Genomic DNA, 24,822 nt, shown 5'->3' with positions numbered 1-24,822 from the left:
TCCTTTCGGTACCCCCGACCTAGGTGCGGGTCGGTGCGCCGAGCTCCACGGGTTCTTCATCATTCAGGTAGGCGGATTCGGAGTGGGCCATGAGGTCGATGCCCCGCAGCTCGCTCTCCTCCGGGATGCGCAGGCCGATGGTCAGCTGCAGCACCTTGGCAATCACCCAGGTGACTACGAAGGAGTAGACCAGCACGGCGCCGCAGGCGATGGCCTGGCTGCCGAGCAGGGAGAAGCCGCCGCCGTAGAAGAGACCGCTCACCCCGTTGGGTGCTGCCTCCGTGGCGAACAGGCCAATCAGGAGGGTGCCCAGCAGGCCGCCGACCGCGTGCACGGCCACCACGTCCAGCGAATCATCGAACCCGAGGCGGAACTTCAGTTCGATGGCCAGCGAGCAGACCAGCCCGGCGATCGCACCGATGGCGACGGCGCCCAGTGGACTCACCGCACCACACGCCGGGGTGATGGCCACCAGTGCGGCAATCAGGCCCGACGCCGCACCCAGGCTCGAGGAGCGGCCCAGCCGCAGCCGTTCCATCAGCATCCAGCCCAGCAGACCGGCTGCGGCCGCGACGGCTGTATTCAGGAAGACGACGGCGGCGGAATGGCCCGCGCTGAGGGCTGAGCCCGCGTTGAAGCCGTACCAGCCGATCCACAGCAGGCTTGCCCCCAGCAGGATCAGCGGCCGGCTGTGCGGCTGGCCGTGCGAGTTCGGCCAGCCCTTGCTGCGGCCCAGGACCAGCGCCAGGGCCAGGGCAGCAACACCGGCGTTCAGGTGCACCGCGGTGCCGCCGGCAAAGTCGATGGCGCCCAGCCGGTTGGCGATCCAGCCGCCGACGACGGTGCCTTCCGCGTTGTCGAAAGCGAAGACCCAGTGCGCCACCGGGAAATAGACCAGTGTGGCCCAAAGACCGGCGAAGACCATCCAGGCCCCGAACTTCATCCGACCGGCCGCGGACCCGGCCACCAGGGCAGTGGTCACGCAGGCGAACATCAGCTGGAAGGCTGCGAACAGGGCCACCGGGACGGACGCGGCGGGATCTTCAGCGAGGAGCGCGGAGAGGCCGAGGTATTCCAGCGGGTCGCCCAGCAGGCCCACACCGCCCAGCGAATCGCCGAATGCTGCGGAATAGCCGTAAAGCACCCATAGGACGGCGACGAGGCTGGCCCCGCCGAAGCACATCATCATCATGTTCAGGATCCGCCGTGAGCCCACCATGCCGCCGTAGAAGAAGGCGATCCCGGGGATCATCAGGCAGACCAAAGCGGAACTGGCCAGCAGCCAGGCCGTGTTTCCAGAGTCCATGGAGGTACTCCCGTTCGGGTTGTGCGCCCGTTTCTGCTTCTGCCGACGCAGCCGGGCGGAGAATATGGACGGGCCGGCCCCCCGCGGCCGGCCGGGCACCCCGGTATTAGCGGCGCTGCTTTAAGGGTGGGGCCGGGATGTTACGGCCGGGAGCGCCTTGAGGTTAGCGGTGCGTTAACGCGGGCTGGATGTCTGCTGGGAGCCTGCTGGGTGCGTATGCGCCCGGCTCCTGCGCGCATGCCCGGCGCGCCGCCCGGCTCGGGCGCGTGCCGCCGGCGGCCTAGCTGTCAGGGAAGCGGGGAAGCTAGGCGTTCCGGGGCATGCCGCGGCCGAAGGCAAAGGCCCGGACAATCTGGATTGCACCCAGGACCACAAGGAAGATCCCGCCGTAAATCACGAGAACCGCGAGGGTTTCCAGGGGGAGGAAGAGCACCACAATCCCGGCGAGAATGCTGAGGACGCCCAGGACAATGGCGAACCAGCGGGACCCGCCGCGGTCAGACTCGGCCAGGGCCATAACGCCCTCCACTATCCAGGCGATCCCGATGACCAGCCCGAGGGCCGTCAGGGTTTCCATGGGATTGCGGACGGCAATAACCCCCACTACCAGCAGGGCCAGGCCCACCAGGATATTGAGGATCTTCAATCCTGCGCCCAGCCCGGTGAAGATGCCGAGCAGGATGCGGACCGCACCGGCGACAACGAAATACAGGCCGAAGAGGACCGCGAGAACCTCGAGCGTCGCCCCGGGCCAGAACAGGACCAGCAGCCCCAGGACCACCGAAACCAGTCCGGTGATGCCCAGTCCCAGGCGGATGCCCCGCACCGCGGACTTGGCAAGGTTCAAGGCGTCCAACGCGAACCCGCCCTCTTGATGGAAAGAACTGCCTGATGCGGACATTCCCAAAACCTCCAGAGAGATTCTCCCCCCGGTCCGGCGGACGCCGGTCACCCCCTAGTATCCGCCGCGGCGGGCCTGCTTCTCTAGGGAACTGCCCCGGAACCGGCCGGCCCGGCATGGGATCGGCGGGGGAGGGCCTTCCCCCGGCGGCGGTCAATCCCCTTCGACGCCCAGCAGTGCACGGACCTCGGTGTCTGTGGTCTGGCCGAACCGGCGGTAGGCCAGCCCCACCGCCTCCAGTCCGCTGTTCGGCCAGGGCACCACGACGTCGTCGGGCGGCGGGACGAGGAGCCCCGCCGTACTGCCGCACGCCACCGGGGCCGCCGCGACCAGCCGCCCCGGCCCGAGCTTTCGGACCGCTCCCAGGGCCGCGCGCATGGTCGCTCCGGTGGCCAGCCCGTCATCCACCGCAATGACCGTCGCGCCGGTGATGTTCCGCGCCGGCGCTCCCGGCCGGAACAGCTCCTCCCGCCGCCGGACTTCAGCAAGCTGTTCCTCCGCCGCGGCTGCAAACAGGTCCTCCGCGCCGGGATCGCGGCTGCGCCAGTAACGGAGTACGTCCTCGTTGCGGACTGTGCAGACCGTTCCCGCGATGCCGGCCACCGCACCGGCGGCCAGCTCCGGCTGCTCCGGGAAGCCGATCTTGCGCACCACCACCACATCCAGCGGGGCGGACAACGCCCGCGCCGCTTCGGCTGCCACGGGGACTCCGCCGCGGGGGAGGCCCAGGACCAGCAATCCGGGTGCCCCCGCATAGGCGGCCAGCCCGACGGCGAGGTCCCGGCCGGCGTCGGCACGGTCCTCCCAGCGGGCGGAGGAAGCAGAAGCGGAGAAGAACATGGGAAGGGACGGATCAGTAAGGGAATAAACGGGCTCGGTGCTCCTCCCAAGCTAGGGACCACCGCCGGCACCGGCAAGGGGCGTACACAACCGGCCGCGTTGCCAAACCCGCCGCGGCATAGAAAGGTGGCGGTATGACGCAGACAGCAGTTATCACAGGAGCCACATCCGGGATCGGCGCGGAGTTCGCCCGCCAGCTCGCGCAGCGCGGGTACAACCTGGTGCTCACCGGCCGGAATACTGAGCGGCTGGAATCCACCGCGGAGGAACTGGCACGGGACTACTCCGTGAAGACCGAGTGGATTGCGGCGGACCTCGCTACCCCGGAAGGGGTGGCCGCCGTCGCTGACCGCGTACGGAAACCCGACGTCGGACTGCTGGTCAACAACGCCGGCTACGGGCTGAAGAACGATTTTGCCCGCAACGAACTGCAGGACGAAGTGGACCACTTGAACGTGCTGGTGGGCGCGCCGCTGCAGCTGAGCCACGCAGCGCTGAATGCCATGTCCTCCCGCGGCGGCGGCCGGATCATCAATGTGGCCTCGGTGGCCGGCTTCATCCCGCGGGGAACCTACAGCGCCGCGAAGGCCTGGGTGATCAACTTCAGCCGCTGGGCCAACCTCTATTACCGGGACCGGGGCATCACCGTGACCGCCGTCTGCCCGGGCTTTGTCCACACGGATTTCCACGCGCGGATGGAGATGGACAAGACCATCTACCCCAAGTGGATGTGGCTCAATGCGGACCGCGTGGTGCGCGAAGCCCTCGCAGACGCCTTCGCGGGTAAGGGCATCTCCATTCCGTCCAAGCGGTACCGGGTGCTGGCCACCGTCGGCAACCGGGCGCCGCAGGCACTCGTGGCTAAGCTGGCAGGCCGGGGGCGGTAGGAGGGCGGCCGACGTCGGGCGTCACGGAAGCTGGCATCGCCCCGCCGTCGGGCCTAGGGTTGCTCTGCACCGCCGGCCCTCCCGGCCGACGACGAACCGGCGAAAGCGAGTCCCATGAGCACCCCCACGGTCTATGCCCTGCATGAGAACCCCGAGTGGTTCCCGCCGTTTGCCCGCGCCTTCGAAGCCGAAGGTGTGCACGTGGAGGAATGGCTGCTCACCGACGGCGTCCTGGACCTGGACTCCGTGCCGCCGGAGGGGATTTTCTGGTCCCGGATCAGCGCCTCCTCGCACACCAGGGAGCACGGGCTGTCCAAGGACTACGCCCGGGCGGTGCTGTCCTGGCTCGAAGCGCACGGCCGCCGGACGGTCAACGGCCGCCGCGTGCTGGAGCTGGAAATGAGCAAGGTGGACCAGCTGACCGCGCTGCGCGCCGCGGGCATCGACACTCCACGCACCGTCGCTGCCGTCGGACGCCACCAAATCCTGGCCGCAGCGAAGGAATTCGAGGCGCCGTTCATCACCAAGCACAACCAGGGCGGCAAGGGACTCGGGGTCCGGAAGTTCGAATCCCACGGCGAACTGGCGGACTACGTCGCGTCGGAGGAGTTCGAGGAGCCGGCGGACGGCATCACCCTGATCCAGGAGTACATTGTTGCGGCCGAGCCCTTCATCACCCGGGCGGAGATTGTGGGCGGGGAATTCCTCTACGCCATCAAGGCGGACACGGCCCGCGGTGGATTCCAGCTCTGCCCCGCCGATGCCTGCGCCATCGACCCGTCCACGGGCAAGCCGATCATGCCGCCCGGCGCCACCATTGCTCCGGACGCGGACACCCAGCTGTTCAGCCTGCGCGAGGATTTCGACCACCCCGTGATCGGCAAGTACCTGGAATTCGCCCGCCGCAACCGGCTGGAGGTCTGCGGCATTGAGTTCATCGAGGCCGCGGACGGCCGGCTGCTCACCTATGACGTGAACACCAACACGAACTACAACGCCGCCGTCGAAGCGGCGGCTCCGCGGTCCGCGCCCCGTGCCCTGGCCCGGTATCTGGCGTCTCTGGACCCCGCCGTCGGATAGCGTGGTGCGGCACAACTTTTTTATCCACAGGGCTGCTGCCTCGATATAGTCGAAGTATTGTCCGACCAGAAGGAGTCCTCCATGTCTGCTGCCCCGGAACCGCATTGGGTCAAGAACTATCAGCCCGGCGTTCCCGCGCAGATTGAGCTGCCCACGGAGTCCCTGACAGCCATGATGGAAGATGCTGTGGAGCGGTTCGGCAGCAAGGTGGCCCTGGAATTCTTCGGCGCGGAAACCACGTATCGGGACCTCGGCGACCGGATTAACCGGGCCGCTGAAGGCCTGCGGAAGCTGGGCGTGCGCAAGGGCCACCGGGTCGCCGTCATCCTGCCCAACTGCCCCCAGTACCTCATCGCGTTCTACGCTGTGCTCCGGCTGGGCGCCGTCGTCGTCGGCCACAACCCGCTGTACACGGAGCGCGAGCTGCGCCACCAGTTCGAAAACCACGGGGCGAAGGTGGCCATCGTCTGGGACAAGGCGGTGGAGAAGGTCCAGGACTTCCCCGGCGACGTGGCCGTGGAAACCATCGTGGCCGTGAACATCACCAAGACGATGCCCCGCATCAAGCGAATGGCGCTGGCCCTGCCCGTTCCGTCCCTGCGGCGCACCCGCGCGGGCCTGACGGTTAAGACCGAGCGCACCATGTCCTGGGAAGAGCTGCTGGACAACGCACCCCTGGCGCCGGAGCACCCGCGCCCGGAGGTCACCGACCTGGCAGCGCTGCAGTACACCTCCGGCACTACCGGGCTGCCCAAGGGCGTGATGCTGACGCATTACAATCTGCGGTCCAACGCACTGCAGGGCAAGGCCTGGATGCACGGTGCGCAGGAGGGCAAGGAAGTCATTTACGGCGTGCTGCCGATGTTCCACGCCTTCGGCCTGACCCTGTACCTGACCTTCTCGGTCCTGACCGGATCGCGGCTGGTGTTGTTCCCCAAGTTCGACGTCGACCTGGTGCTGGCCGCAGCCAAGAAATCCAAGCCCACCGTCTTCTGCGCCGTTCCGCCGATCTACGAAAAGACCGCGAACGAGTCCAAGAAGCGCGGCGTGGACCTGTCCACCATCCGCTTCGCCATCTCCGGCGCCATGACCCTCCCCGCCGCAACGGTGAAGCTCTGGGAAGAGGTCTCCGGCGGGCTGCTGGTCGAAGGCTACGGACTGACCGAATCCTCCCCGGTGGCCCTGGGCAACCCGTTCGCCGAATCGCGCCGCAACGGCACCATCGGCGTTCCCTTCCCGAGCACCGACATGCGTGTGGTGGACCCGGAACACCCGGAGAACGACGTCGAGCGCGGTGCCCCCGGCGAGCTGCTCATCCGGGGGCCGCAGGTTTTCGCAGGGTACTGGAACAACCCCGAGGGCACTGCCGAGGTACTGCTCGACGGCGGTTGGCTGCGCTCCGGGGACATCGTCACCGTGGACGAGGACGGCTTCGTGAAGGTGGTGGACCGCCGCAAGGAACTGATCATCACCGGCGGCTTCAACGTCTCGCCGTCGGAGGTCGAGGACGTGCTGCGCACCCACCAGCACATCCTCGACGCCGCCGTGGTGGGCCTGCCCCGGGCCGACGGCGGCGAGCAGGTGGTGGCCGCCGTCGTCCTCCAGGAAGGTGCCGAACTCGACGAGGCCGCGCTGCGCGCCTACTGCCGCGAACGGCTCACGCCCTACAAGGTGCCGCGGAAGATCGTGGTTATTGAGGAACTGCCCAAGTCCATGCTGGGCAAGGTGCTGCGCCGCCAGGTGCGGGACAAGCTGCTGCAGGACGCGTAGTTCTTCCCTCTCTATAAGTACCTATTGACGGTCCCCGGGCCAGCGGTTGGAATTGTAAGTGGGCTTGGTATGTGTGCCAGGTTCCTCACCAGTCAACCAGCCGGCCCGGAGCCGCAGGCGGATTACCGATCGCCCTGCTGTCTCCGCTCAGGCCGGTGGTGAATTGCCGTCGGTCAACCGACTCGGCGGATTCGCTGTCGCGAGGAGAACAAGATGATCACGAATCAGCAGGTCGAAGGACTCATGAGTGGTTCGGGCAATGTGGTGGGTCCAAACGGTGACCGGATCGGCGCCGTAGGCACCTTCTACCTGGACGACCAGACCGACGAACCGGCATGGGTCACCGTGAACACCGGCCTCTTCGGCACCTCGGAAACGTTCATTCCCCTCAGCGAGGCAACCGTTGAGGGCGCCGACGTCCTGGTGCCTTACTCCAAGGAAGAGGTTAAGAACGCGCCGCACATTGAAAGCGACGGTTCGATCAGCCCCGATGAGGAAGTCACCCTCTACCGCTACTACGGCTTCAGTTACGACGACGGATCCTCCGAGTCCGTCTCGGAAACCGACACCATCACCGAGACGCGGGACAGCAGCATGGGCAGCGGTACCGTTTCGGATTCACGGACCGCGGGCACGTCCACCAGTTCGGGCACGTCCAGCCTTTCCTCGTCCTCCGGCTCCGGTTCGGGTTCGGGCTCGGGTTCCAGCGGAGACGACGCCATGACCCGTTCGGAGGAGCGGCTCAACGTCGGCACCGAGAGCCGGGCAGTGGGCAAGGCGCGGCTGCGCAAGTACATCGTGACGGAGACCGTCACCAAGCAGGTGCCGGTCAGCCACGAGGAAGTGCGGATCGAGCGTGAGCCCATTACGGACGCCAATGCGGGTGATGCCCTCTCCGGCGCCGAACTCAGCGAAGACGAGCACGAAGTGACCCTCCACGCCGAAGAAGCAGTGGTGTCCAAGCACACCGAACCGGTGGAGCGTGTTCGCCTGGATACGGAGACGGTCACCGGCACGGAGAGTGTGTCCGAGGAGGTCCGCAAGGAGCAGATCGACACGGACGTGAACGACAGCTCCTCCGGCCGCGGGAAGAAGTCCGGCGGGTCCGGTTCCGGCTCAGGTTCGTCCGGGTCCTCCGGATCCGGGTCCGGCGGTAGCCGCTAGGTTCCAACTCTCCAACGCGCACGACGGCGGGTCCCGGGCTTCCGGGGTCCGCCGTTGTGCTGTGCGGGGTGGGGGATGCCGGCCTGGTCTGGGGTAGGCGCTGCCGCTGTGCTGGTCCCGGGGGTGATGAGTGCGGGGGACTGGGTTCTGCTGAGCAGATAACGGGGTTATTCGCGGGGGTCCGGTTTCTGCTGAGCAGATAACGGGGTTATTCGCGGGGGTCCGGTTTCTGCTGAGCAGATAACGGGGTTATTCGCGGGGGTTCGGGATCTGCTGAGCAGATAACGGGGTTATTCGCGGGGGTTCGGGATCTGCTGAGCAGATAACGGGGTTATCCGGTGGCCATAAGCGCATTATCTGCTCAGTAGATCAGTTCCGCCCCGTGAATCTCCCGTATAGCCGGCTCCGAATCCCAGCGACTGGTGCTGATGTTATTGGTGGGGCCGCTGTCACAGCAGCACCACCCAGCGGGCAGCCCGGCGCCTCTTGTGTACGTACACCTGAAGCTGCCTGGCGGAACCGCAGAGGACATCAGCTGTGAACCAGCCGACGCGGAGCCGAGCTGCGGCTTCATAGTGCAGTAGATGCTGCCTGCCGAGCGGCCGGACTGCATTTACTGCACACTGAATGGCGTTAGCGCGCACGGGGTCCCACGGTTTGGGGTTGGTGGTGTCTACTGGGGTCCCATCAGCACCAGAGGCCCCACCCGATGGGACGCTGTGCTGGGAGTCAGTCCCAGCGCGCACGGGGTCCCATGGTTTGGGGCTGGTGGTATCTCCTGAGCTCCCACCAGCATCAGCTGCCCCACCCGATGGGGCGCTGTGCTGGCGGGAGACCCCTCCGCGTACGGGGTCCCACGGTTTGGGGCTCGTCGTAGCTCCTGAGGTCCCATCAGCAACAGCAGCCCACCCGGTGGGACGCTGTGCTGGCGGCCAGGCCCCAGCCCGCCCGGCACACACCTACACGGAGGACACCAGCCGGGCCGTCCGCTCCAGGACCTCCCGGCACGCGAGGATGGCCGGACGCTGGCTCCCCGCCTCCCGGACCGAGGTGAAGATGGTCCGCCGCGGCCGCCCCGGCAGATCCAGCAGCCGGACCGTCGGAGTGCGGCCGGTCCACACCAGTTCCGGCATGAGGCCGACGGCGTTGCCGGACTCGATCAGTCGGATCTGCGCCTGCAGGTCCGCCGTTTCATACCGAACATCCGGCTCGAACCCCGCCTGCCGGCACGCCTGCTCGGCCCAGTGCCGCGAGGCGGCGCCGCGGGGTTCCATCACCCAGGCACGGGATGCGGTGTCTGCGATGGACCGGACCTCGCCGCCGCCCAACTCCCCGGCAGGCACCGCCAGATGGATGGCATCCGTGGTGAGCTGCACCCGGTCCAGCCCGGGATGCCTGGGCGCCGCGTGCCCGGGGTACTGTTCGGCAATCACCAGGTCGAAATCCCGGGCCCAGGTTTCATAGAGGGCGGTTTCCGGTTCGCGCTGGGTCATTTCGATCCGCACCTCCGGATAATCCCGGCCAAGGATGGTCAGGGCATCCGGCATCAGGGCCAGAGCCGCGGACTGGAAGACAGCCAGCCGGACCGTTCCCGTCACGGTGATCAGGGACTCGGCCAGACCAGCTTCGGCCCGCTCCATGGCATCCAGGATGCCGGCCGCGTGCTCCACCAGGATCTCGGCCTGCGGAGTGAGCGTGACCCGCCGCCCGGTCTTGCGCAGCAGCGGCACCCCCACCTCCTTTTCCAGCAGGGCCAGCTGCTGCGACACCGAGGACGGACTGAAATTCAATGCCGTGGCAACGGACGCCAGCGTGCCCCGGACTTTCAGTTCATGCAGCAGCCGAAGGCGGCGGATATCAAGCACGCGGGACGTCCTTCGAATTGATAAGGAGAGCCAACCTGTATTGGTTGGAAAAGATCGCTTTATCTAATTGAACTACAAGCGGATACTGGATCAGTACCCCCGGGGGATAACCACCTGTTAGATGAAAAGAGCACCAAGTCATGACCGACACCTATGAGGACCGCGCCACCGCCGACGCCGCCCCCAGCGCCGAGCTGGCAGAGCAGTCCGTCGCCCTTGTCCGCCGCTGGCTGACCGAGGCAGCTGCCGTGCCCGTGGACGCGTCCGCCGCCCAGCTGGCCGGGGTCCTCAAGGACCCGGACGGTCTGGGCTTCACCGTGGGCTTCGTCGACGGCGTTGTGCGCCCCGAAGATATCCGCGTCGCCGCCCGCAACCTCGCCGCCCTGGCCCCCCGTGTGCCCGGATTCCTGCCCTGGTACATGCGTGCCGCCGTGCGTGCCGGCGGCATCCTCGGACCGGTTGTGCCGCAGGTGGTCATCCCCGCCGCCCGCAAGGTGCTGCGCGAAATGGTCGGCCACCTCATCGTTGACGCCACCGACGCCAAGCTCGGCAAGGCCATCGCGGGCATCCGCAAGGACAACACCCGGCTGAACATGAACCTCCTCGGCGAGGCCGTCCTCGGCCAGCACGAGGCAGCCCGCCGTCTGGAAGGCACCCACGCCCTCCTGGCCCGCGACGACGTCGACTACGTCTCCATCAAGGTCTCCTCCACCGTGGCCCCGCACTCCCCGTGGGCATTCAACGAGGCCGTGCAGCACGTCATCGACTCCCTCACCCCGCTCTTCCGCCGCGCCGCGCAGTCCCCGGTGAAGAAGTTCATCAACCTGGACATGGAGGAGTACAAGGACCTGGAGATGACCATGGCGGTCTTCACCGGGATCCTCTCGCAGCCTGAGTTCAAAGACCTGGAAGCCGGCATCGTGCTTCAGGCCTATCTCCCGGACGCCCTCTCGGCCATGGTGCGCCTGCAGGAATTCGCTGCCGCCCGCCGCGCCGACGGCGGTGCCGCCATCAAGGTCCGCGTGGTCAAGGGCGCCAACCTGCCCATGGAACAGGTCGAAGCCTCCCTGCACGGCTGGCCGCTGGCCACCTGGCACACCAAGGCGGACAGCGACACCAACTACAAGCGCGTCATCAACTACGCCCTGCATCCGGACCGCATCAAGAACGTGCGGATCGGCGTTGCCGGACACAACCTGTTCGACGTCGCGTTCGCCTGGCTGCTGGCCGGGGAACGCGGCGTGCGGGACGGCATCGAATTCGAAATGCTGCTGGGCATGGCCGCGGGCCAGGCCGAGGTGGTGCGCCGCGACGTCGGCAGCCTGCTGCTCTACACCCCGGTGGTGCACCCGGCGGAATTCGACGTTGCCATTGCCTACCTGATCCGCCGGCTGGAGGAAGGCGCCAGCTCGGAGAACTTCATGTCCGCCGTGTTTGAACTGGCCGACAACGAGGCATTGTTCGAACGCGAGAAACTGCGCTTCCTGGCTTCGCTGGAGAACCTGGACACCGCCGTTCCTGCCCCGCACCGTGTGCAGGACCGGAACCTCCCCGCCGTGGCCGCGGCCACGGACAGCTTCGACAACACCCCGGACAGCGATCCGTCGCTGCCCGCAAACCAGGCCTGGGGCCGCGGCATCCTCGCCCGCGTCCCCGGGTCCGAACTGGGCAAGGCCGCCGTCGCCGCGGCCGCCGTGAGCAACGAGGCGGAGCTCGACGCCGTCATCAACACCGCCGTCACCAAGAGCAAGGCCTGGGGTGCACTCAGCGGTGCCGAACGCGCCGAGGTCCTGCACCGCGCGGGCGAAGTCCTCGAGGCACGCCGTGCCGATCTGATGGAGGTCATGGCCGCCGAAACCGGCAAGACCCTGGACCAGTCGGACCCCGAGGTCTCCGAAGCCATCGACTTCGCGCATTACTACGCCGAGCTCGCCCGCGAACTCGACACCGTGGAGGGCGCCCGCTTCGTCCCGGCCCGCCTGACCGTGGTCACCCCGCCGTGGAACTTCCCGGTAGCCATCCCGGCAGGCTCGACCCTTGCGGCGCTGGCCGCCGGGTCCGCCGTCGTTATCAAGCCCGCCCGCCAGTCCGCCCGCAGCGGTGCGGTCATGGTGGAAGCCCTCTGGGAAGCCGGCGTTCCGCGCGACGTCCTGCAGCTCGTCCAGCTGGGTGAAAAGGAACTCGGCCGCCAGCTGATTTCCCACCCGGCCGTGGACCGCGTGATCCTGACCGGCGGCTACGAGACCGCCGAACTGTTCCGCTCCTTCCGCCCCGATCTGCCGCTCCTGGCCGAAACCTCGGGCAAGAACACCGTGATCGTCACCCCGAGTGCGGACTTCGACCTCGCCGCCCGCGACGTCGCTGCGTCCGCCTTCGGCCATGCCGGGCAGAAATGCTCCGCCGCGTCGCTGGTGATCCTGGTCGGTTCCGTGGCTCGGTCCCAGCGCTTCCGGAACCAGCTCGTGGACGCCGTCCAGTCACTGAAGGTCGGCTACCCCGAAGATCCCACCACGCAGATGGGCCCGGTCATCGAGCCCGCCGCCGGCAAGCTCCTTCGGGGCCTTACCGAACTGGGCGAGGGCGAAACCTGGCTGCTGAAGCCGGAACAGCTCGATGAGAGCGGCCGGCTGTGGAGCCCGGGCATCCGCACCGGTGTCCGCCGCGGCTCGGAGTACCACCTCACCGAGTACTTCGGACCGATCCTCGGCGTCATGACCGCCGCTACCCTCGAAGAGGCCATCGATATGGCCAATGACATCGACTACGGCCTCACCGCGGGCCTGCACTCCCTTGAGCCCGCGGAAATGGACGTCTGGCTGAACCGCATCTCCGCGGGCAACCTGTACGTGAACCGCGGCATCACCGGCGCCATCGTCCGCCGCCAGCCGTTCGGCGGCTGGAAGAAGTCCGCCGTGGGTGCAGGCACCAAGGCCGGCGGTCCGAACTACCTGATCGGCCTGGGCAACTGGGAAGCCGTAAACGGCACCTCCGAAGCAGCCGTTGAACTGCCCGCAGCAGCGCCGGCAGCACGCCTGGTCGCCGCCGCGGAATCGGCCGGCTCGGTCTTCACTGCCGACGACGCCGCCTTCCTCCGCCGCGCTGCGAACAGCGACGCGCGTGCCTGGAACAGTGAATTCGGCACCGCGAAGGACGTGTCCGCCCTGTCCGCCGAGCGCAACGTGTTCCGGTACGTTCCCGTTCCGGTCACCGTGCGCCTCGCCGAAGGCCAGCCCGCAGCCCGGCTCGTCCGGGTCCTGGCCGCAGCGCTGACCGCAGGATCGAACGTGTCCGTGTCCGCCGCCGTCGACCTCCCCGCCGGAGTGCGGGCCGTCCTGACCGAACTCGGACTTGAGTTCCGGGTTCAGGACGACGCCGCCTGGCTGGCTTCGGCTGCCTCGCTGACCTCCGGTCGGGTCCGGCTCATCGGCGGCTCCGCCCCGGCGCTGGCCGAAGCCACCGGCGGCACCCCGGATATCGCGGTCTACGCCCAGCCCGTCACCGAATCCGGCCGCCTGGAGCTGCTGCCGTTCCTGCACGAGCAGGCCGTCAGCATCACCGCGCACCGCTTCGGAACGCCGAACTTCCTCTCGGACGCGCTGATCTAGGCGTTCACCGGAGGTTCGGACTCCGACGCCGGGCGGGAAGCACGCAGCAGGAAACGCTGCAGCTTTCCGCTCGGCGTTTTTGGCAGCTCCTCCACAAAGTGCACCGCCCGCGGATACGCATGGGCGGCATACTGCGTCTTGACCAGCTGCTGCAGTTCCGCCGCCAGCTCGGGGGAGCCGGAGCCGGAGCGGAGCACCACGTACGCCTCGAGCCGTTCCCCGCGCAGCTCGTCCGGCACCCCGATCACGGCACTCTCCGCCACCTCCGGATGCGTGGCCAGGACGGATTCGACCTCGAACGGGCCGATCCGGTAACCGGCCATGATGATCACATCGTCATCCCGGGCGGAGAAGTAGGTGTAGCCGTCGGCATCGCGTGACCCGGTGTCTCCGGTGTAGTACCAGCGGCCGTCACTGCTGTAGCGTTCTGCGGATTTCTGCGGATTGTCCGTGTAGCCGCGGAACCACATCAACGGGCTGGCCGGAACGTCAATGGCCACCCGCCCCTTCTCGCCCGGCGCGGCCGGAGAGTCTTCTTCCAGTGACAGCACTTCGGTGCGGTAGCCGGGCAGGGCGTGGCCCATGGATCCGGGGCGGATCTCGCGGGACACCGATTCCTCCCAGCCGTTCACAATGCACATCCCCATTTCCGTCTGCCCGTAGTGGTCCCGGACGGGAGTGCCCAGGCAGCGGGTGGCCCAGCTGATGGTTTCGGCGTCCAGAGGTTCGCCCGCACTTGAGGCGCGCTGCAGCGCCAGGGGGCCGACGCCGTCGGGCGCTTCGGCCCGCAGCGAGCGGAAAATGGTGGGCGCCGCGGCGAAGTTCGTGACGCCGAACCGCTCCAGGACCTGCCAGCACAGCTTCGCGCTGAAACTGCCGCGCAGCAGCAGGTTCCGGCGGCCCGCAGCCAGCGGCGCCAGGATCCCGTAGTACAGGCCGTAGGCCCAGCCCGGATCTGCAGCGTTCCAGAACACGTCCTCATCCCGCACATCCAATCCGTAGGAGAAGTACGCGGAAAACGCTTCGAGCGCGGACACCGGCACGGGAACTCCCTTGGGCGCCCCGGTGGTGCCCGACGTGAAGATCTCCACCAGCAGGTCCTCCGGATCCAGGACTGCCGGCGGCATGCCGGGCTGCTCGGTGGACAGCAGCTCCAGCCAGTCCTGGACCCCGGCGGCTGCATCCCCGGCTGCCCCGGCTGCCCCGGCATCCCCGGCATCCCCGGCTGCCCCGGCGGCCAGGACCGTGAGTCCAAGGTCGGAAACCAGCGGTGAAACCTTGTCCAGCTGGTTTCCGTCCGCGACCACCACCCGGGCTCCGCTGGCGGCCAGCCGGACGGAAACGGCAGGCGTGGCAAACGCGGTGAACAGCGGCACATGGACCGCCCCCAGCCGCCACAGGCCCAGCAGCACTGTCACCAGGTCGCCGCTCTTGCCCATCAGCGTTGCCACCCGGTCCCCGCGGCGCACCCCCAGCCGGGCAAGCGCAGCCGCTGCCCGCTCCGAACTCTCCTGCAGTTCCCCGTAGGTCAGGTCCGTGGCCGAGAGGTCCTGCTCAATGACGGTAAAGGCAACCGAGTCGGCGGGATGCCGGTCGCACAGCAGCGCGGCGGGCGCCACCGGTTCCTGGACAGTGAGGGCGTTGAACATCTTGTGCGGCTCCGTTCCATCAAGTGTGCCGTGGATCACTCCCGCGGCCGTAGTCTCCATGCTAGGCCGACGCGGGCTTAGCCGGGACATTGTGTCTGCACCGGGCAGCGGCCCATGATGGGGACCGTATGCGGGCGGGCGGGACCGGCAGGGCAGGCAGGGCAACCGGGAGGCGGGACCATGGACCTCAGTGGAAAGAATGCGGTGATTTACGGCGGGGGCGGCGGCATTGGCTCAGCCGTGGCGCAGGCCTTTGCCCGGGAGGGGGCGCGGGTGTTCCTCGCCGGCCGCACACCCGGACCGCTCGAAGCGGTGGCGGAGCGGATCCGGCAGGCCGGGGGAACGGCGGACACGGCCCTGCTGGATGCCACCAACGCGCGGGCGGTTAACGAGCATGCCGACGACGTGGTGGCGGCAGCCGGCAGCCTGGACATCTCCATGAACGTGATCCAGCACGGGGACGTGCAGGGGACGCCTATGGCCGAAATGTCCGTGGCCGATTATCTCCGGCCGGTCGCCACCGCCGTCGAGACCATTTTCCTGACCTCGCAGGCCGCAGCACGGCATATGATGCGCCAGCGGTCAGGGGTGATTCTGGTGTTCGGCGGCTCGGGGGATCCGGTGCCCGGTCTGTTCCTGGGCGGGCTGCAGACAGCTTTTGAGGCGATGGAGTCCATGCGCCGCCAGCTCTCCAGTGAGCTGGGGTCCTACGGGATCCGGGTGCTGACCCTGCGCAGCGGCGGGGTTCCGGAAACACTGCCGGAAAACATGGAAGGCGCCGGCGAGATTGCCGACGCCATGGTCCGCTCCACGATGCTGGGCCGCGCGGCCACCCTGGACGACGTCGGCAACGTGGCGGCCTTCGCCGCCTCCGACCGTGCCGCCAGCATGACAGCGGCGACGCTGAACATCAGCGCCGGTGCCCTGATTGACCGCTGATTCCGCCCGGGAGCGGGATCCCCTACTCTTTCCAGAGGCTGAAATCGTCCATGCTGGCCGCCGTCCGCTGGCCGGTGGACTCATCGCGGATCCAGACCGTGGACAGGCCGGGGGCGGTGTCCTGGACCTCGCCGCGGAAATAGGTGGTGCCGCCGCTGCGGGCTTCAACGGTGTCGCCGCGGCGAAGGGAACGGATGCTGCGCACGCGCCTGGCGTGCGACGTCGTGGATTGGGAGTGGGCGTTAGCTACCGGCAAAATGCGTCTCCTGTTTAGTTGATGCTTACAGTAACCACGGCTTGGCCATTAAATATTCCCGTTCACGCATGGACTCCTGACCGGCGGGCGCCGGACAGGTACGATTCGGGCCATGGATATCGTCGATTTCCTGGTCACACGTTTCCAGGAAGACATTTCCGAAGCCCGCAAACTACTCGCATCCTCCGACGTTTCACTCTCCGACCGCTGGTATGAGGAACGGTTGCTGAAGGAATGCGAAACGAAGCTTATGCTCATCGAGATCATCGGGGGCACCCGCCGCCATGCCCTTTCGCGCATGGTGGTGGACCCCGACGAGGATCCCCAGTTCCGCGAGGAGCTGGAATGGACGCGGCTGGCGCTTTCCGCGCTCGCTGCCGTCCACGAAGACCATCCGGATTTCCAGGACAATTGGCGCCTCACGCAGGAACACCCCTAGCGGGCAGGCAGCCGACCCCGAAGGTGCGTTCGGCGGGGCCGGGGCCATAGATTGGTTTTATGAGTGAAAAGCCCAAAGCCCCGTCCACCCCGGATCTTCTCCATCAGCTTGCCGATTTTCACAAGGTAGCCACCACCTTCACCGGATGGGACGGTTCCGAGCAACCGGTTTCGGACTCCACGCTGCGCAGCGTCCTTTCCGCCATGGGCCTGGCCACCGATTCAGAGCAGGACTTGGAGCGGTCCCTGACCGAGTCAAAGGCAGCCGCATGGAAGCGCCCGCTGCCGCCCACCGTCGTCGTCCGCCAGGGTCAGCCGGGCAGCGTGCCGGTCCACCTGCCGCCGGACAGCTCCGCGCAGCTGACCCTCCGCCTGGAAGACGGCTCGGAGCAGGAACTGGACTGGCCCTCCACGCCCGAGGAGGAACGCGACGTGGACGGCTCAGCCGTGGCACGCACCATGGTTCCCCTGCCCAAGGGACTGGAACTGGGCTGGCACCGTCTGGAAGTGGTAAGCGGCGACACCTCCGGCAGCGCCGTGCTGGTGGTCACCCCGGACCGGCTCGACACTGCGGACTCGCTGGAAGCCGACCGCGCCTGGGGCGTGCAGGCGCAGCTGTACTCCGTCCGCTCCTCCCGGTCCTGGGGGATCGGAGACCTTACCGATCTGGCGGACCTTGCCGCCGTTGCGGGCACGGATTACGACGCCGGGTTCGTCCTGATCAACCCGCTCCACGCTGCGGAGCCCGTTCCCCCCATCGAGCCTTCCCCGTACCTCCCCACCACCCGGCGGTTCTTCAACCCGCTGTACATTCGGGTGGAAGCAGTACCCGAATACGCCTACCTCACCGACGACCGGCGCCAGGCGGCCGAAGAAGCGGCCCGATCGCTTTACCCGGCTAACACCTCCGCGGCGGAACTGGACCGCAACGCCAGCTATGCCGCCAAACTGCAGGCACTGCAGGATGTGTACCAGGTGGAGCGCAGCCCGGGCCGGCAGAAGCAGTTTGACGCCTTCAAGGCCGACGCCGGGCAGGGCCTGGAAAACTTCGCCCGCTGGTGTGCTCTGGCAGAGGAACTGGCCCCCGGCGCCCCGGAATGGGCCGAGGCCACCGGTCCGGACAGCGACTACGTGATCCGGCAGCTGCCCCGGCTGCAGGAACGCATCGACTTCTTCGAGTGGCTGCAGTGGATCTGCGACGAGCAGCTCGAAGCCGTCCAGCGGGCCGCGAAGAAGGCCGGCATGGGAATCGGCGTCATCCATGACCTCGCTGTGGGTGTGCACCCCAGCGGCGCCGACGCCTGGATGCTCCGTGATGTGCTGACCTCCGGCATTTCCGTGGGTGCACCGCCGGACATGTTCAACCAGCGCGGCCAGGACTGGAGCCAGCCGCCGTGGCACCCGGGACGCCTGGCCGAGTCCGGCTATGCCGCTTACCGGGACATGATCCGCACCATCCTCCGGCATGCCGGCGGTATCCGCGTGGACCACATCCTGGGCCTGATCCGGCTCTGGTGGATCCCGCAGGAGGCCGGGTCTCCGGGCGAGGGTGCGTACGTCTACTACGACCACGAGGCGATGATCGGCATCCTGGCGCTGGAAGCCCAGCGGGCCGGCGCCGTCGTCATCGGCGAAGACCTGGGCGTATTTGAGCCGTGGGTCCAGGAATACCTCGCCGAGCGCGGGGTGCTGGGCACCTCCATCCTGTGGTTCGAGCAGACCGAGGACGGCCCCCGGGCACCCGAGGAATACCGGGTGGGCGCGCTGACCAGCGTCAACACCCATGACCTCCCGCCGACTGCCGGCTACCTGGCCGGCGAACACGTGAACCTGCGCGAATCCCTGGGCCTGCTCAACCGGCCGGTGGAGGAAGAGCGGAAGGCGGACAGCGAGGCGCAGGAGGCCGTGCTGGACGCGCTCCGGCAGCGCGGACTGCTGCCGGAGTCCGCCTCTGATCAGGTGGCCGGGCAGATGCACGGCGAGGAAGTGCAGCAGACCGTGGAGGCGCTGCACGAATTCATCCTGCAGACCCCCTCGGTGCTTCTGGGAGTGGCCCTGGCGGATCTGGTGGGCGAGAAGAAGACCCAGAACCAGCCGGGGACGGCCGATGAGTATCCGAACTGGCGGATTCCCCTCTGCGGTCCCGACGGCGACGCGGTGCTGCTGGATAATCTGGAACAGAACGAAAGGTTCCGCTCCCTGGCAGCCCTGATGCAGAAGGGGATCTAGGGTTCCACTCCGCCCTCGCCTCCGGGCGTTGCGGAGATTTCGTTTCAGCACCGGTGCGGTGGTCTGCCTTGCGGACCACCGCACCGCTTTTTTGTGCGCTTCCCGGGGTCCCTGCCGGTATGGGAAAAATAATACTGTTGACATTCTCAATGATCCGGGGTGACATGGAGCCAGCCGCCGCCACGGGTTCATGGAGCCACCGTCCGGGGTTACGGCCAGGGCACCACTCTTACCACCACAATGAAGAGGTAGGTCATGAGGAACACGATCACCAGGAAACTGTCCACCGCTGCGGCAGGCGGAGTTCTGCTGGCACTGGCACTGACCGGCTGCTCCGGTTCGACTGGCGGCTCCGAGGCCGAGTCGTCGCCGTCGGGCAGTGAAAGTTCCGGCACCGGTGAACTGCAGCAGATAGTGGTGGGGGTGCTGTCCATCGCGCCGTCCTCAGCCATGCAGTACGGCATTGACGAAGGAATTTTCGAGAAGCACGGGCTGGAAATAGAGCTCCAGCGGGGCCAGGGCGGTGCGGCCATGCTGCCCGCGGTCTCCACCGGTGATATCCATTTCGCCGTGGGTAACCCGCTGTCGGTCATGGTGGCCAAGGACAAGGGCCTGGATATGCAGATCGTCTCCGGGTACTCGAATTCCCTCTCCGAGGGCAATGACATCAACGGCGTGGTGGCCCGCGCGGACTCCGGGATCACGTCCTTCGCGGATCTGGAAGGCAAAACCACTACCGTCAACGCGGTCAATACCCAAGGTGATCTGACCATCATGGAAAGCGCCGCCCTGGCCGGCGCCGATCCGGAGCAGATCAAGTTCAACGAGCTGCCCTTCCCGGATATGGAAGCCCAGCTCGAGCTCGGCAACACCGACGCAATCTGGCTGCCCGAGCCTTTCCTGAGCCGTGCCCTGGCCAATCCTGACTATGTCCTGGTGGGCTATCCGAACCAGGAAGCGGTCCCCGGGATGCCTACGATGGTCACGTTTACCTCCGGCCGGTACGCGGAGGAAAACGCGGAAACTGTCACGGCGTTCAAGGAAGCCGTCACCGAAACGCTCACCTCTGCGCAGGCCAACATCGACGACGTCCGCGCCACCCTTCCGGCGTTCATGGATATGGACCCGGCAGTCGCCGAGAACCTGGCCATGGAGGAGTTCGATGCCGAACTTCGAAGCGACCAGCTGGACGATATGGGTGCCCTCATGATGAAGTACGAGTTTGTGGCAAAGGAACCGGACGTCGATGCCATGACGGTGCAGTAGCGCCATGGAAAACCAGGGGCTGGGATCATGGATACACCGCCGGCGCCTGAAGTCCGCCGGCCGGACGGCACTGGTCTTCCAGGGCCGGGGCATCAGCTACACGGAGCTGGACGAGCGGATCAACCGGCTGGCACAGGCACTGCGGGCGTCCGGTGTGGACCACGGCTCCCGGGTGGCGTTCCTCGGGGATAACCATCCCGCCTTCCTGGAGACGTTCTTCGCCGCCGGAACCCTGGGCGCCGTCTTTGTTCCGCTGAACACCCGCCTGGCGCCGCCCGAGATCCGGTTTGCACTGCAGGATTCGGGCAGCACGGTCCTGGTGTACACGGGTGCGCTCGCCCGGCTGGCGCAGCTGGGATCGGCCGGCACCTCGGTGGCGGTGCGGCTGGAGGTCGCCGACGGCGCCGCGCCGGAGGTCGGTCCGGCCGCAGCAGGCGGGCAGCCCGTGTCTGACTTCGACGCGGTGATTGCCGGAGCGTCCCCGGACCGGCTGGACCTGCCCGTCCGGGGAGAGGACGGGGCGATGATCCTCTACACCTCCGGCACCACCGGCCAGCCCAAAGGTGCCCTGCTGTCCCACGCCAACCTCGCCTGGAACTGCTACAACGTGCTGGTGGACTATGACGTGTCCGGGACCGAGGTCGCCCTGATGATCTCCCCGTTGTTCCACGTCGCCTCCCTGGACATGGGTGTGCTTCCGGTGCTCCTCAAGGGCGGAACGGTGGTGCTGGAAACCAGGTTCGAACCGGGCCGCACGCTGGCCGCGATTGAACAGTATGCGGCTACCTACATCAGCGGCGTTCCCACCACGTACCAGATGCTGTGCGAACATCCGGACTGGGACAAGCGGGACATCAGCTCGCTGACCACCATCACCTGCGGCGGATCCGCAGTGCCCCTGCGCGTCCTGGAGGCCTATGAGGCCCGCGGCCTGTCCTTCTCCAACGGCTATGGAATGACCGAAACGGCTCCGGGTGCCACGGCGCTTCCCGCCGCGCGGTCCCGGGAAAAGGCAGGCTCTGCCGGGCTGCCGCACTTTTTCACCGACGTGCGGGTCACGGGCCCGGACGGCGGGGTGCTCCCGGCGGGGGAGGTGGGGGAGATCCAGATTTCCGGCCCCAACGTCATCCGCTCCTACTGGAACCGGCCCGACGCCACCGCGGAGGCCTACGCGGAGGACGCATGGTTCCGCTCGGGGGACATGGGCTATTTCGACGACGACGGGTACCTGTTCATCTCCGACCGGCTGAAGGACATGATCATTTCCGGCGGAGAGAACATTTATCCGGCCGAGGTCGAGCAGGCCATTGCGGAACTGGAGGCCGTGGCTGCCGTTGCCGTGATCGGAGTGCCGGACAGCAAATGGGGCGAAGTGCCCCGGGCGGTCATCAGCCTGCGGGAGGGATACGCGCTGACGGCCGAAGAAGTACAGCAACACCTCTTCGCGCGGCTGGCCCGGTACAAAGTGCCGCGCACCGTGACGATGGTGGAGGACTTTCCCCGAACAGCGAGTGGAAAGATCCGCAAGGCTGAGCTGCGCCGGCAGTATTCGGGCTGACTGCAGCACAAATGAAACAGGCGGGGAGCCGATGCTCCCCGCCTGCCATTTGTGATGCTCCCTTCCGGGGCTACTGCTCCAGCTTCATGGCCTTGCGCAGGGTCAGTGCGCCTCCGCTCTGCAGGACGGCCCGCCGGTAGATCCTGGCGGCGAAGGACAGCAGCGCGTAGGCCGCGGCCAGCGCAAGGGCCAGCGACGCGAAGGTCTGCCACAGCGGCACGTCCGAGTTGAGCATCCGGATGGGCATGGCTACGGAGGAAATGACCGGCACGAACGAGGCGATGACCAGCAGCTGTCCCTTGGCGAACAGGCCGGCGAAGAGTGCCGCGAAAATGATGGCCATCACCGGAGTGGAGCTGCTGTTCAGGTCCTCGGAACGGCTGGCCATGGCGCCGAGCATCGCCCAGCCGGCGGCCAGGATCAGGAACCCGACCAGGAAGAAGACCAGGAACCAGCCGGATACCGGAATGATGGATCCCACCATGTCCGCGGTTCCGGTGAGGTTCAGCGTCAGGAGGGCCACCCCGCCGTAGAGTGCCAGCTGCACCACGGCCAGGATGGTGTTGCCGATGACCTTGCCGTAGAGGAGCTGGCGGATGGGGATGGCGGTGGCCAGGATCTCCACCACCCGGTTCTGCTTCTCCTCGAGCACGGAGGTGGCAATGGCCATGCCGAACAGGATCGTGGCCATGTAGAAGAGGAAACTGAATGCGAAGCCAATGACGGAGGCGATGACGGCCTGCTCGGCGTCGCCTTCCAGCAGGGCTTCGTCCAGCTCGCTGCCTGCCGTCAGTTCCGCGGCCGTGGTACCCGCGGCGGCGGCATTGGCACTGATGACATAGCCGGTCAGGGCTTCGGAGACCGGCCCGCGCAGCCCGGAATCGATCTCGTCCTTCCCGGTCAGGGTCCAGTTGCCGTTCTCCTCCTGCAGCAGCGCGGCGTCGGCCTCTTCGTCGCGGACCAGCTGCAGGGCAGCCTCCGGGGAGTCGGCCGTCACGGCTTCGAAGGAGGTGTTGCCGTCATTTTCAGAGCCGGCGGCGTCCGCGGCGGCGATGATTTCGGTGGCGGCGGAATCGGCCACGGCCACCGTGTGGTCCGAGCCGCGGGCGGACATGTAGGCGTTGAAGAAAACGCTGCCACCGATCAGCAGCAGGGTCACCAGGGTGGAGAGCAGGTAGGTGCGGTCGCGCATTTTGACCATGACTTCGCGCAGCGTCACGATTGCCCAGGCCGGGGTGTTGTCCGGGGCTTCCGGAGTCTGCCCGGGCGTGGCCACGGGGGTGCGGGTTTCGGTGCTCATGCTGTCACCTCACGGTAGATGTCGCTCAGGGAAGGTCGGATGGGGGCGAATTCCTGCACCGTGCCGCGGGAGAGTGCGGCGGCCAGGGTGCGCTGGGCGTGCACGTCGTCGTCGAACTCCACGAGCGCGGAGGGGCCGGCCACATCGATGACGGTGAGCCCGGTTTCCTCGCGCAGCCAGCCGGCGTCGGGGGACACCGTGATGCGGTGCCGCCGGGGTGCCGTGGCGCGCAGATCGTCGCCGGTGCCGGCGGCCATCAGACGGCCGTTCTGCAGGACCACGAGGTTGTCGCAGAGCCGGTCCACCAGGTCCAGCTGGTGGCTGGAGAACAGCACCGGCACGCCGGCCGCGGTCCGTTCGCGCAGCAGCTCCACCATCGAGTCGACCGCGAGCGGATCCAGTCCGGAAAACGGTTCGTCCAGGATCAGGGCGGTAGGCCGGTGCAGCAGCGAGGCGGCGATCTGCACGCGCTGCTGGTTGCCCAGGGAGAGCGATTCGAGCTTGTCCTTGCTCCGGTCGGCCAGATTAAACCGGTCCAGCAGCGCCAGTGCCTCGCGCCGGGCGGAGGACTGGCTCATCCGGTGCAGCTGGCCGAGGTAGACCAGCTGGTCGATGATGGGCTGCTTGGGGTAGAGGCCGCGCTCTTCGGGCATGTACCCGAACTGCGCCCGCTGCGCGGCGGTCACGGGGGAACCGTCCAGCAGTACGTCGCCGGACGTGGCGGTCAGCACGCCCATGATCATGCGCATGGTGGTGGTCTTGCCGGCGCCGTTCGCGCCGACGAAGCCGGTCATGCGGCCGGACGGAATGTCGAACGTGACGTCGTCGACGGCGGTCTTGTCCCCGAAGCGTCGGGTGAGGTTGCGGACCTGCAACATGGGCTGTTCCTTTCGGCGGAAGCCGGGCCTGGCGGTTGTCTTCTGCTTCGAGCTTAGGCAGAAGGACGCCGGAGCGGATCGGCCGCGGGATGGAACCTGCGGGGCTCAGCCGGCGGCGGGCTTATCCCCCGGGAGGATGAGGCCGGACTCGTACGCGAACACCACGGCCTGCACCCGGTCCCGGACCTGGATCTTGCCCAGCAGATTGGAGACGTGGGTTTTGACGGTCGCTTCGGCCACGAACATGCCCGCGGCAATCTCGGCATTGCTGCGCCCGGCGGCCACGTTCACCAGTACTTCGCGCTCGCGGGAGGTGAGCGAAGCCAGCAGTTTCCGCTGCTGGCTGGAGCCGGCCGGCGGACGGATCCCGGCAGCCGGGGTGCCCGCCGGACTTGTCGGCGACCCCGCGGCCTCGGCATGCAGCTGCCGGGCGAAGCGCTCGATCATCCGGACGGTCATCTCCGGCGCCAGCAGGGCATGGCCGGAGGCCACCGCATGGACCGCGGCGACCAGGTCATCCGGATCGGAGTTCTTGAGCAGGAAGCCGCTCGCCCCGGCGCTGATGGCGTCAAACAGGTAGTCGTCGCGTTCAAAGGTGGTGAGGATGATGACCTTCGCGGTGCCGGCCTGCACCACCTGTTCGGTGGCCCGGATGCCGTCCAGCACCGGCATCTGCACGTCCATGAGGATGATGTCCACGGGATGCGCCGCAGCGAAGTCCACCGCTTCGCGGCCGTTGGCGGCCTGCCCCACCACCTCGATTTCGTCTTCAACTGAAAGCATCATGGCAAACCCCGCCCGCAGCAGGGCCTGGTCATCGGCCAGCAGGACCCGGATCGGTTCCATCGACTTGTGTCTCTCCTTTTCGCAGGGGCATGCCCCAGCCCACGG

At 67.3% G+C, this 24,822-nt stretch carries 19 protein-coding genes; 10 read left to right on the top strand and 9 right to left on the bottom strand.

Annotated elements, in window-relative coordinates:
* Nucleotides 1–19: 19 nt before the first annotated feature.
* The 3 genes from N2K95_RS14445 to N2K95_RS14435 all read right to left on the bottom strand — a co-directional run bounded on the left by N2K95_RS14445 (nt 20) and on the right by N2K95_RS14435 (nt 3,047).
* Nucleotides 20–1,306, bottom strand: coding sequence for an ammonium transporter (locus N2K95_RS14445; RefSeq protein ID WP_260652098.1), 1,287 nt, complete (start codon nt 1,304–1,306; stop codon nt 20–22).
* A 304-nt stretch (nt 1,307–1,610) separates the two neighbouring features.
* Nucleotides 1,611–2,207, bottom strand: a complete 597-nt coding sequence (locus N2K95_RS14440) for an HdeD family acid-resistance protein (protein WP_260652097.1) — start codon at nt 2,205–2,207, stop codon at nt 1,611–1,613.
* A 153-nt stretch (nt 2,208–2,360) separates the two neighbouring features.
* Complete coding sequence (locus N2K95_RS14435; RefSeq protein WP_260652096.1) at nt 2,361–3,047, bottom strand: phosphoribosyltransferase; 687 nt, start codon at nt 3,045–3,047, stop codon at nt 2,361–2,363.
* 134 nt (nt 3,048–3,181) lie between these two features.
* On the opposite strand from N2K95_RS14435, the gene N2K95_RS14430 reads away from it, so the two are divergent.
* The 4 genes from N2K95_RS14430 to N2K95_RS14415 all read left to right on the top strand — a co-directional run bounded on the left by N2K95_RS14430 (nt 3,182) and on the right by N2K95_RS14415 (nt 7,948).
* The gene (locus N2K95_RS14430; RefSeq protein ID WP_260652095.1) at nt 3,182–3,934 is read left to right on the top strand and encodes an SDR family NAD(P)-dependent oxidoreductase; all 753 of its coding nucleotides are present in this window, start codon (nt 3,182–3,184) and stop codon (nt 3,932–3,934) included.
* Nucleotides 3,935–4,048: 114 nt separating this feature from the next.
* Nucleotides 4,049–5,014 (top strand): ATP-grasp domain-containing protein, encoded by a 966-nt coding sequence (locus tag N2K95_RS14425; RefSeq protein WP_260652094.1) that lies wholly within the window; start codon nt 4,049–4,051, stop codon nt 5,012–5,014.
* Nucleotides 5,015–5,095: 81 nt separating this feature from the next.
* Entirely contained in the window at nt 5,096–6,784 is a 1,689-nt protein-coding gene (locus N2K95_RS14420; protein ID WP_260652093.1) for a long-chain-fatty-acid--CoA ligase, read from the top strand.
* Between the two features lie 213 nt (nt 6,785–6,997).
* Nucleotides 6,998–7,948 carry a YsnF/AvaK domain-containing protein gene (locus tag N2K95_RS14415; RefSeq protein WP_260652092.1) on the top strand — a complete coding sequence of 317 codons (951 nt, stop codon included), beginning with the start codon at nt 6,998–7,000 and terminating at the stop codon, nt 7,946–7,948.
* Between the two features lie 959 nt (nt 7,949–8,907).
* Here the strand turns inward: N2K95_RS14415 and N2K95_RS14410 are convergent.
* Nucleotides 8,908–9,813, bottom strand: coding sequence for a LysR substrate-binding domain-containing protein (locus N2K95_RS14410; protein WP_260652091.1), 906 nt, complete (start codon nt 9,811–9,813; stop codon nt 8,908–8,910).
* A gap of 140 nt (nt 9,814–9,953) precedes the next feature.
* On the opposite strand from N2K95_RS14410, the gene N2K95_RS14405 reads away from it, so the two are divergent.
* Nucleotides 9,954–13,418, top strand: a complete 3,465-nt coding sequence (locus N2K95_RS14405) for a bifunctional proline dehydrogenase/L-glutamate gamma-semialdehyde dehydrogenase (RefSeq protein WP_260652090.1) — start codon at nt 9,954–9,956, stop codon at nt 13,416–13,418.
* Here the strand turns inward: N2K95_RS14405 and N2K95_RS14400 are convergent.
* Nucleotides 13,415–15,127 carry an AMP-binding protein gene (locus tag N2K95_RS14400; RefSeq protein WP_260652089.1) on the bottom strand — a complete coding sequence of 571 codons (1,713 nt, stop codon included), beginning with the start codon at nt 15,125–15,127 and terminating at the stop codon, nt 13,415–13,417. The genes N2K95_RS14405 and N2K95_RS14400 overlap by 4 nt on opposite strands.
* Before the next feature lie 120 nt (nt 15,128–15,247).
* Here N2K95_RS14400 and N2K95_RS14395 point away from each other — a divergent pair, with 120 nt between their 5' ends.
* A complete protein-coding gene (locus tag N2K95_RS14395; protein WP_260652088.1) occupies nt 15,248–16,006 on the top strand; it encodes an SDR family NAD(P)-dependent oxidoreductase in 759 nt (252 codons plus the stop codon).
* Nucleotides 16,007–16,028: 22 nt separating this feature from the next.
* On the opposite strand, the gene N2K95_RS14390 is transcribed toward N2K95_RS14395, so the two are convergent.
* Nucleotides 16,029–16,262 carry a hypothetical protein gene (locus tag N2K95_RS14390; RefSeq protein WP_260652087.1) on the bottom strand — a complete coding sequence of 78 codons (234 nt, stop codon included), beginning with the start codon at nt 16,260–16,262 and terminating at the stop codon, nt 16,029–16,031.
* 112 nt (nt 16,263–16,374) lie between these two features.
* On the opposite strand from N2K95_RS14390, the gene N2K95_RS14385 reads away from it, so the two are divergent.
* The 4 genes from N2K95_RS14385 (at nt 16,375) to N2K95_RS14370 (ending at nt 21,753) form a co-directional block, all read left to right on the top strand.
* Complete coding sequence (locus N2K95_RS14385) at nt 16,375–16,701, top strand: DUF6221 family protein (RefSeq protein ID WP_260652086.1); 327 nt, start codon at nt 16,375–16,377, stop codon at nt 16,699–16,701.
* 59 nt (nt 16,702–16,760) lie between these two features.
* A complete protein-coding gene (malQ, locus tag N2K95_RS14380) occupies nt 16,761–18,929 on the top strand; it encodes a 4-alpha-glucanotransferase (RefSeq protein ID WP_260652085.1) in 2,169 nt (722 codons plus the stop codon).
* Nucleotides 18,930–19,184: 255 nt separating this feature from the next.
* On the top strand, nt 19,185–20,195 hold the full coding sequence (locus N2K95_RS14375; protein WP_260652084.1) for an ABC transporter substrate-binding protein: 1,011 nt from the start codon (nt 19,185–19,187) through the stop codon (nt 20,193–20,195).
* 4 nt (nt 20,196–20,199) lie between these two features.
* The gene (locus tag N2K95_RS14370; protein WP_260652083.1) at nt 20,200–21,753 is read left to right on the top strand and encodes an acyl-CoA synthetase; all 1,554 of its coding nucleotides are present in this window, start codon (nt 20,200–20,202) and stop codon (nt 21,751–21,753) included.
* 70 nt (nt 21,754–21,823) lie between these two features.
* Here the strand turns inward: N2K95_RS14370 and N2K95_RS14365 are convergent, their stop codons facing one another.
* The 3 genes from N2K95_RS14365 to N2K95_RS14355 form a co-directional block, all read right to left on the bottom strand.
* Nucleotides 21,824–23,053, bottom strand: a complete 1,230-nt coding sequence (locus N2K95_RS14365; protein WP_260652082.1) for an ABC transporter permease — start codon at nt 23,051–23,053, stop codon at nt 21,824–21,826.
* Nucleotides 23,050–23,931 (bottom strand): ABC transporter ATP-binding protein, encoded by an 882-nt coding sequence (locus N2K95_RS14360; RefSeq protein ID WP_260652081.1) that lies wholly within the window; start codon nt 23,929–23,931, stop codon nt 23,050–23,052. The genes N2K95_RS14365 and N2K95_RS14360 overlap by 4 nt, the downstream gene beginning before the upstream one ends.
* A gap of 105 nt (nt 23,932–24,036) precedes the next feature.
* Nucleotides 24,037–24,777 (bottom strand): response regulator, encoded by a 741-nt coding sequence (locus N2K95_RS14355; RefSeq protein WP_260652080.1) that lies wholly within the window; start codon nt 24,775–24,777, stop codon nt 24,037–24,039.
* Nucleotides 24,778–24,822 lie beyond the last annotated feature (45 nt).

It is taken from the genome of Arthrobacter zhaoxinii, assembly GCF_025244925.1.
In the GTDB taxonomy this organism is placed as follows: Bacteria; Actinomycetota; Actinomycetes; order Actinomycetales; family Micrococcaceae; genus Arthrobacter_B; species Arthrobacter_B zhaoxinii.
This window is presented reverse-complemented; position numbering and strand designations above follow the sequence as displayed.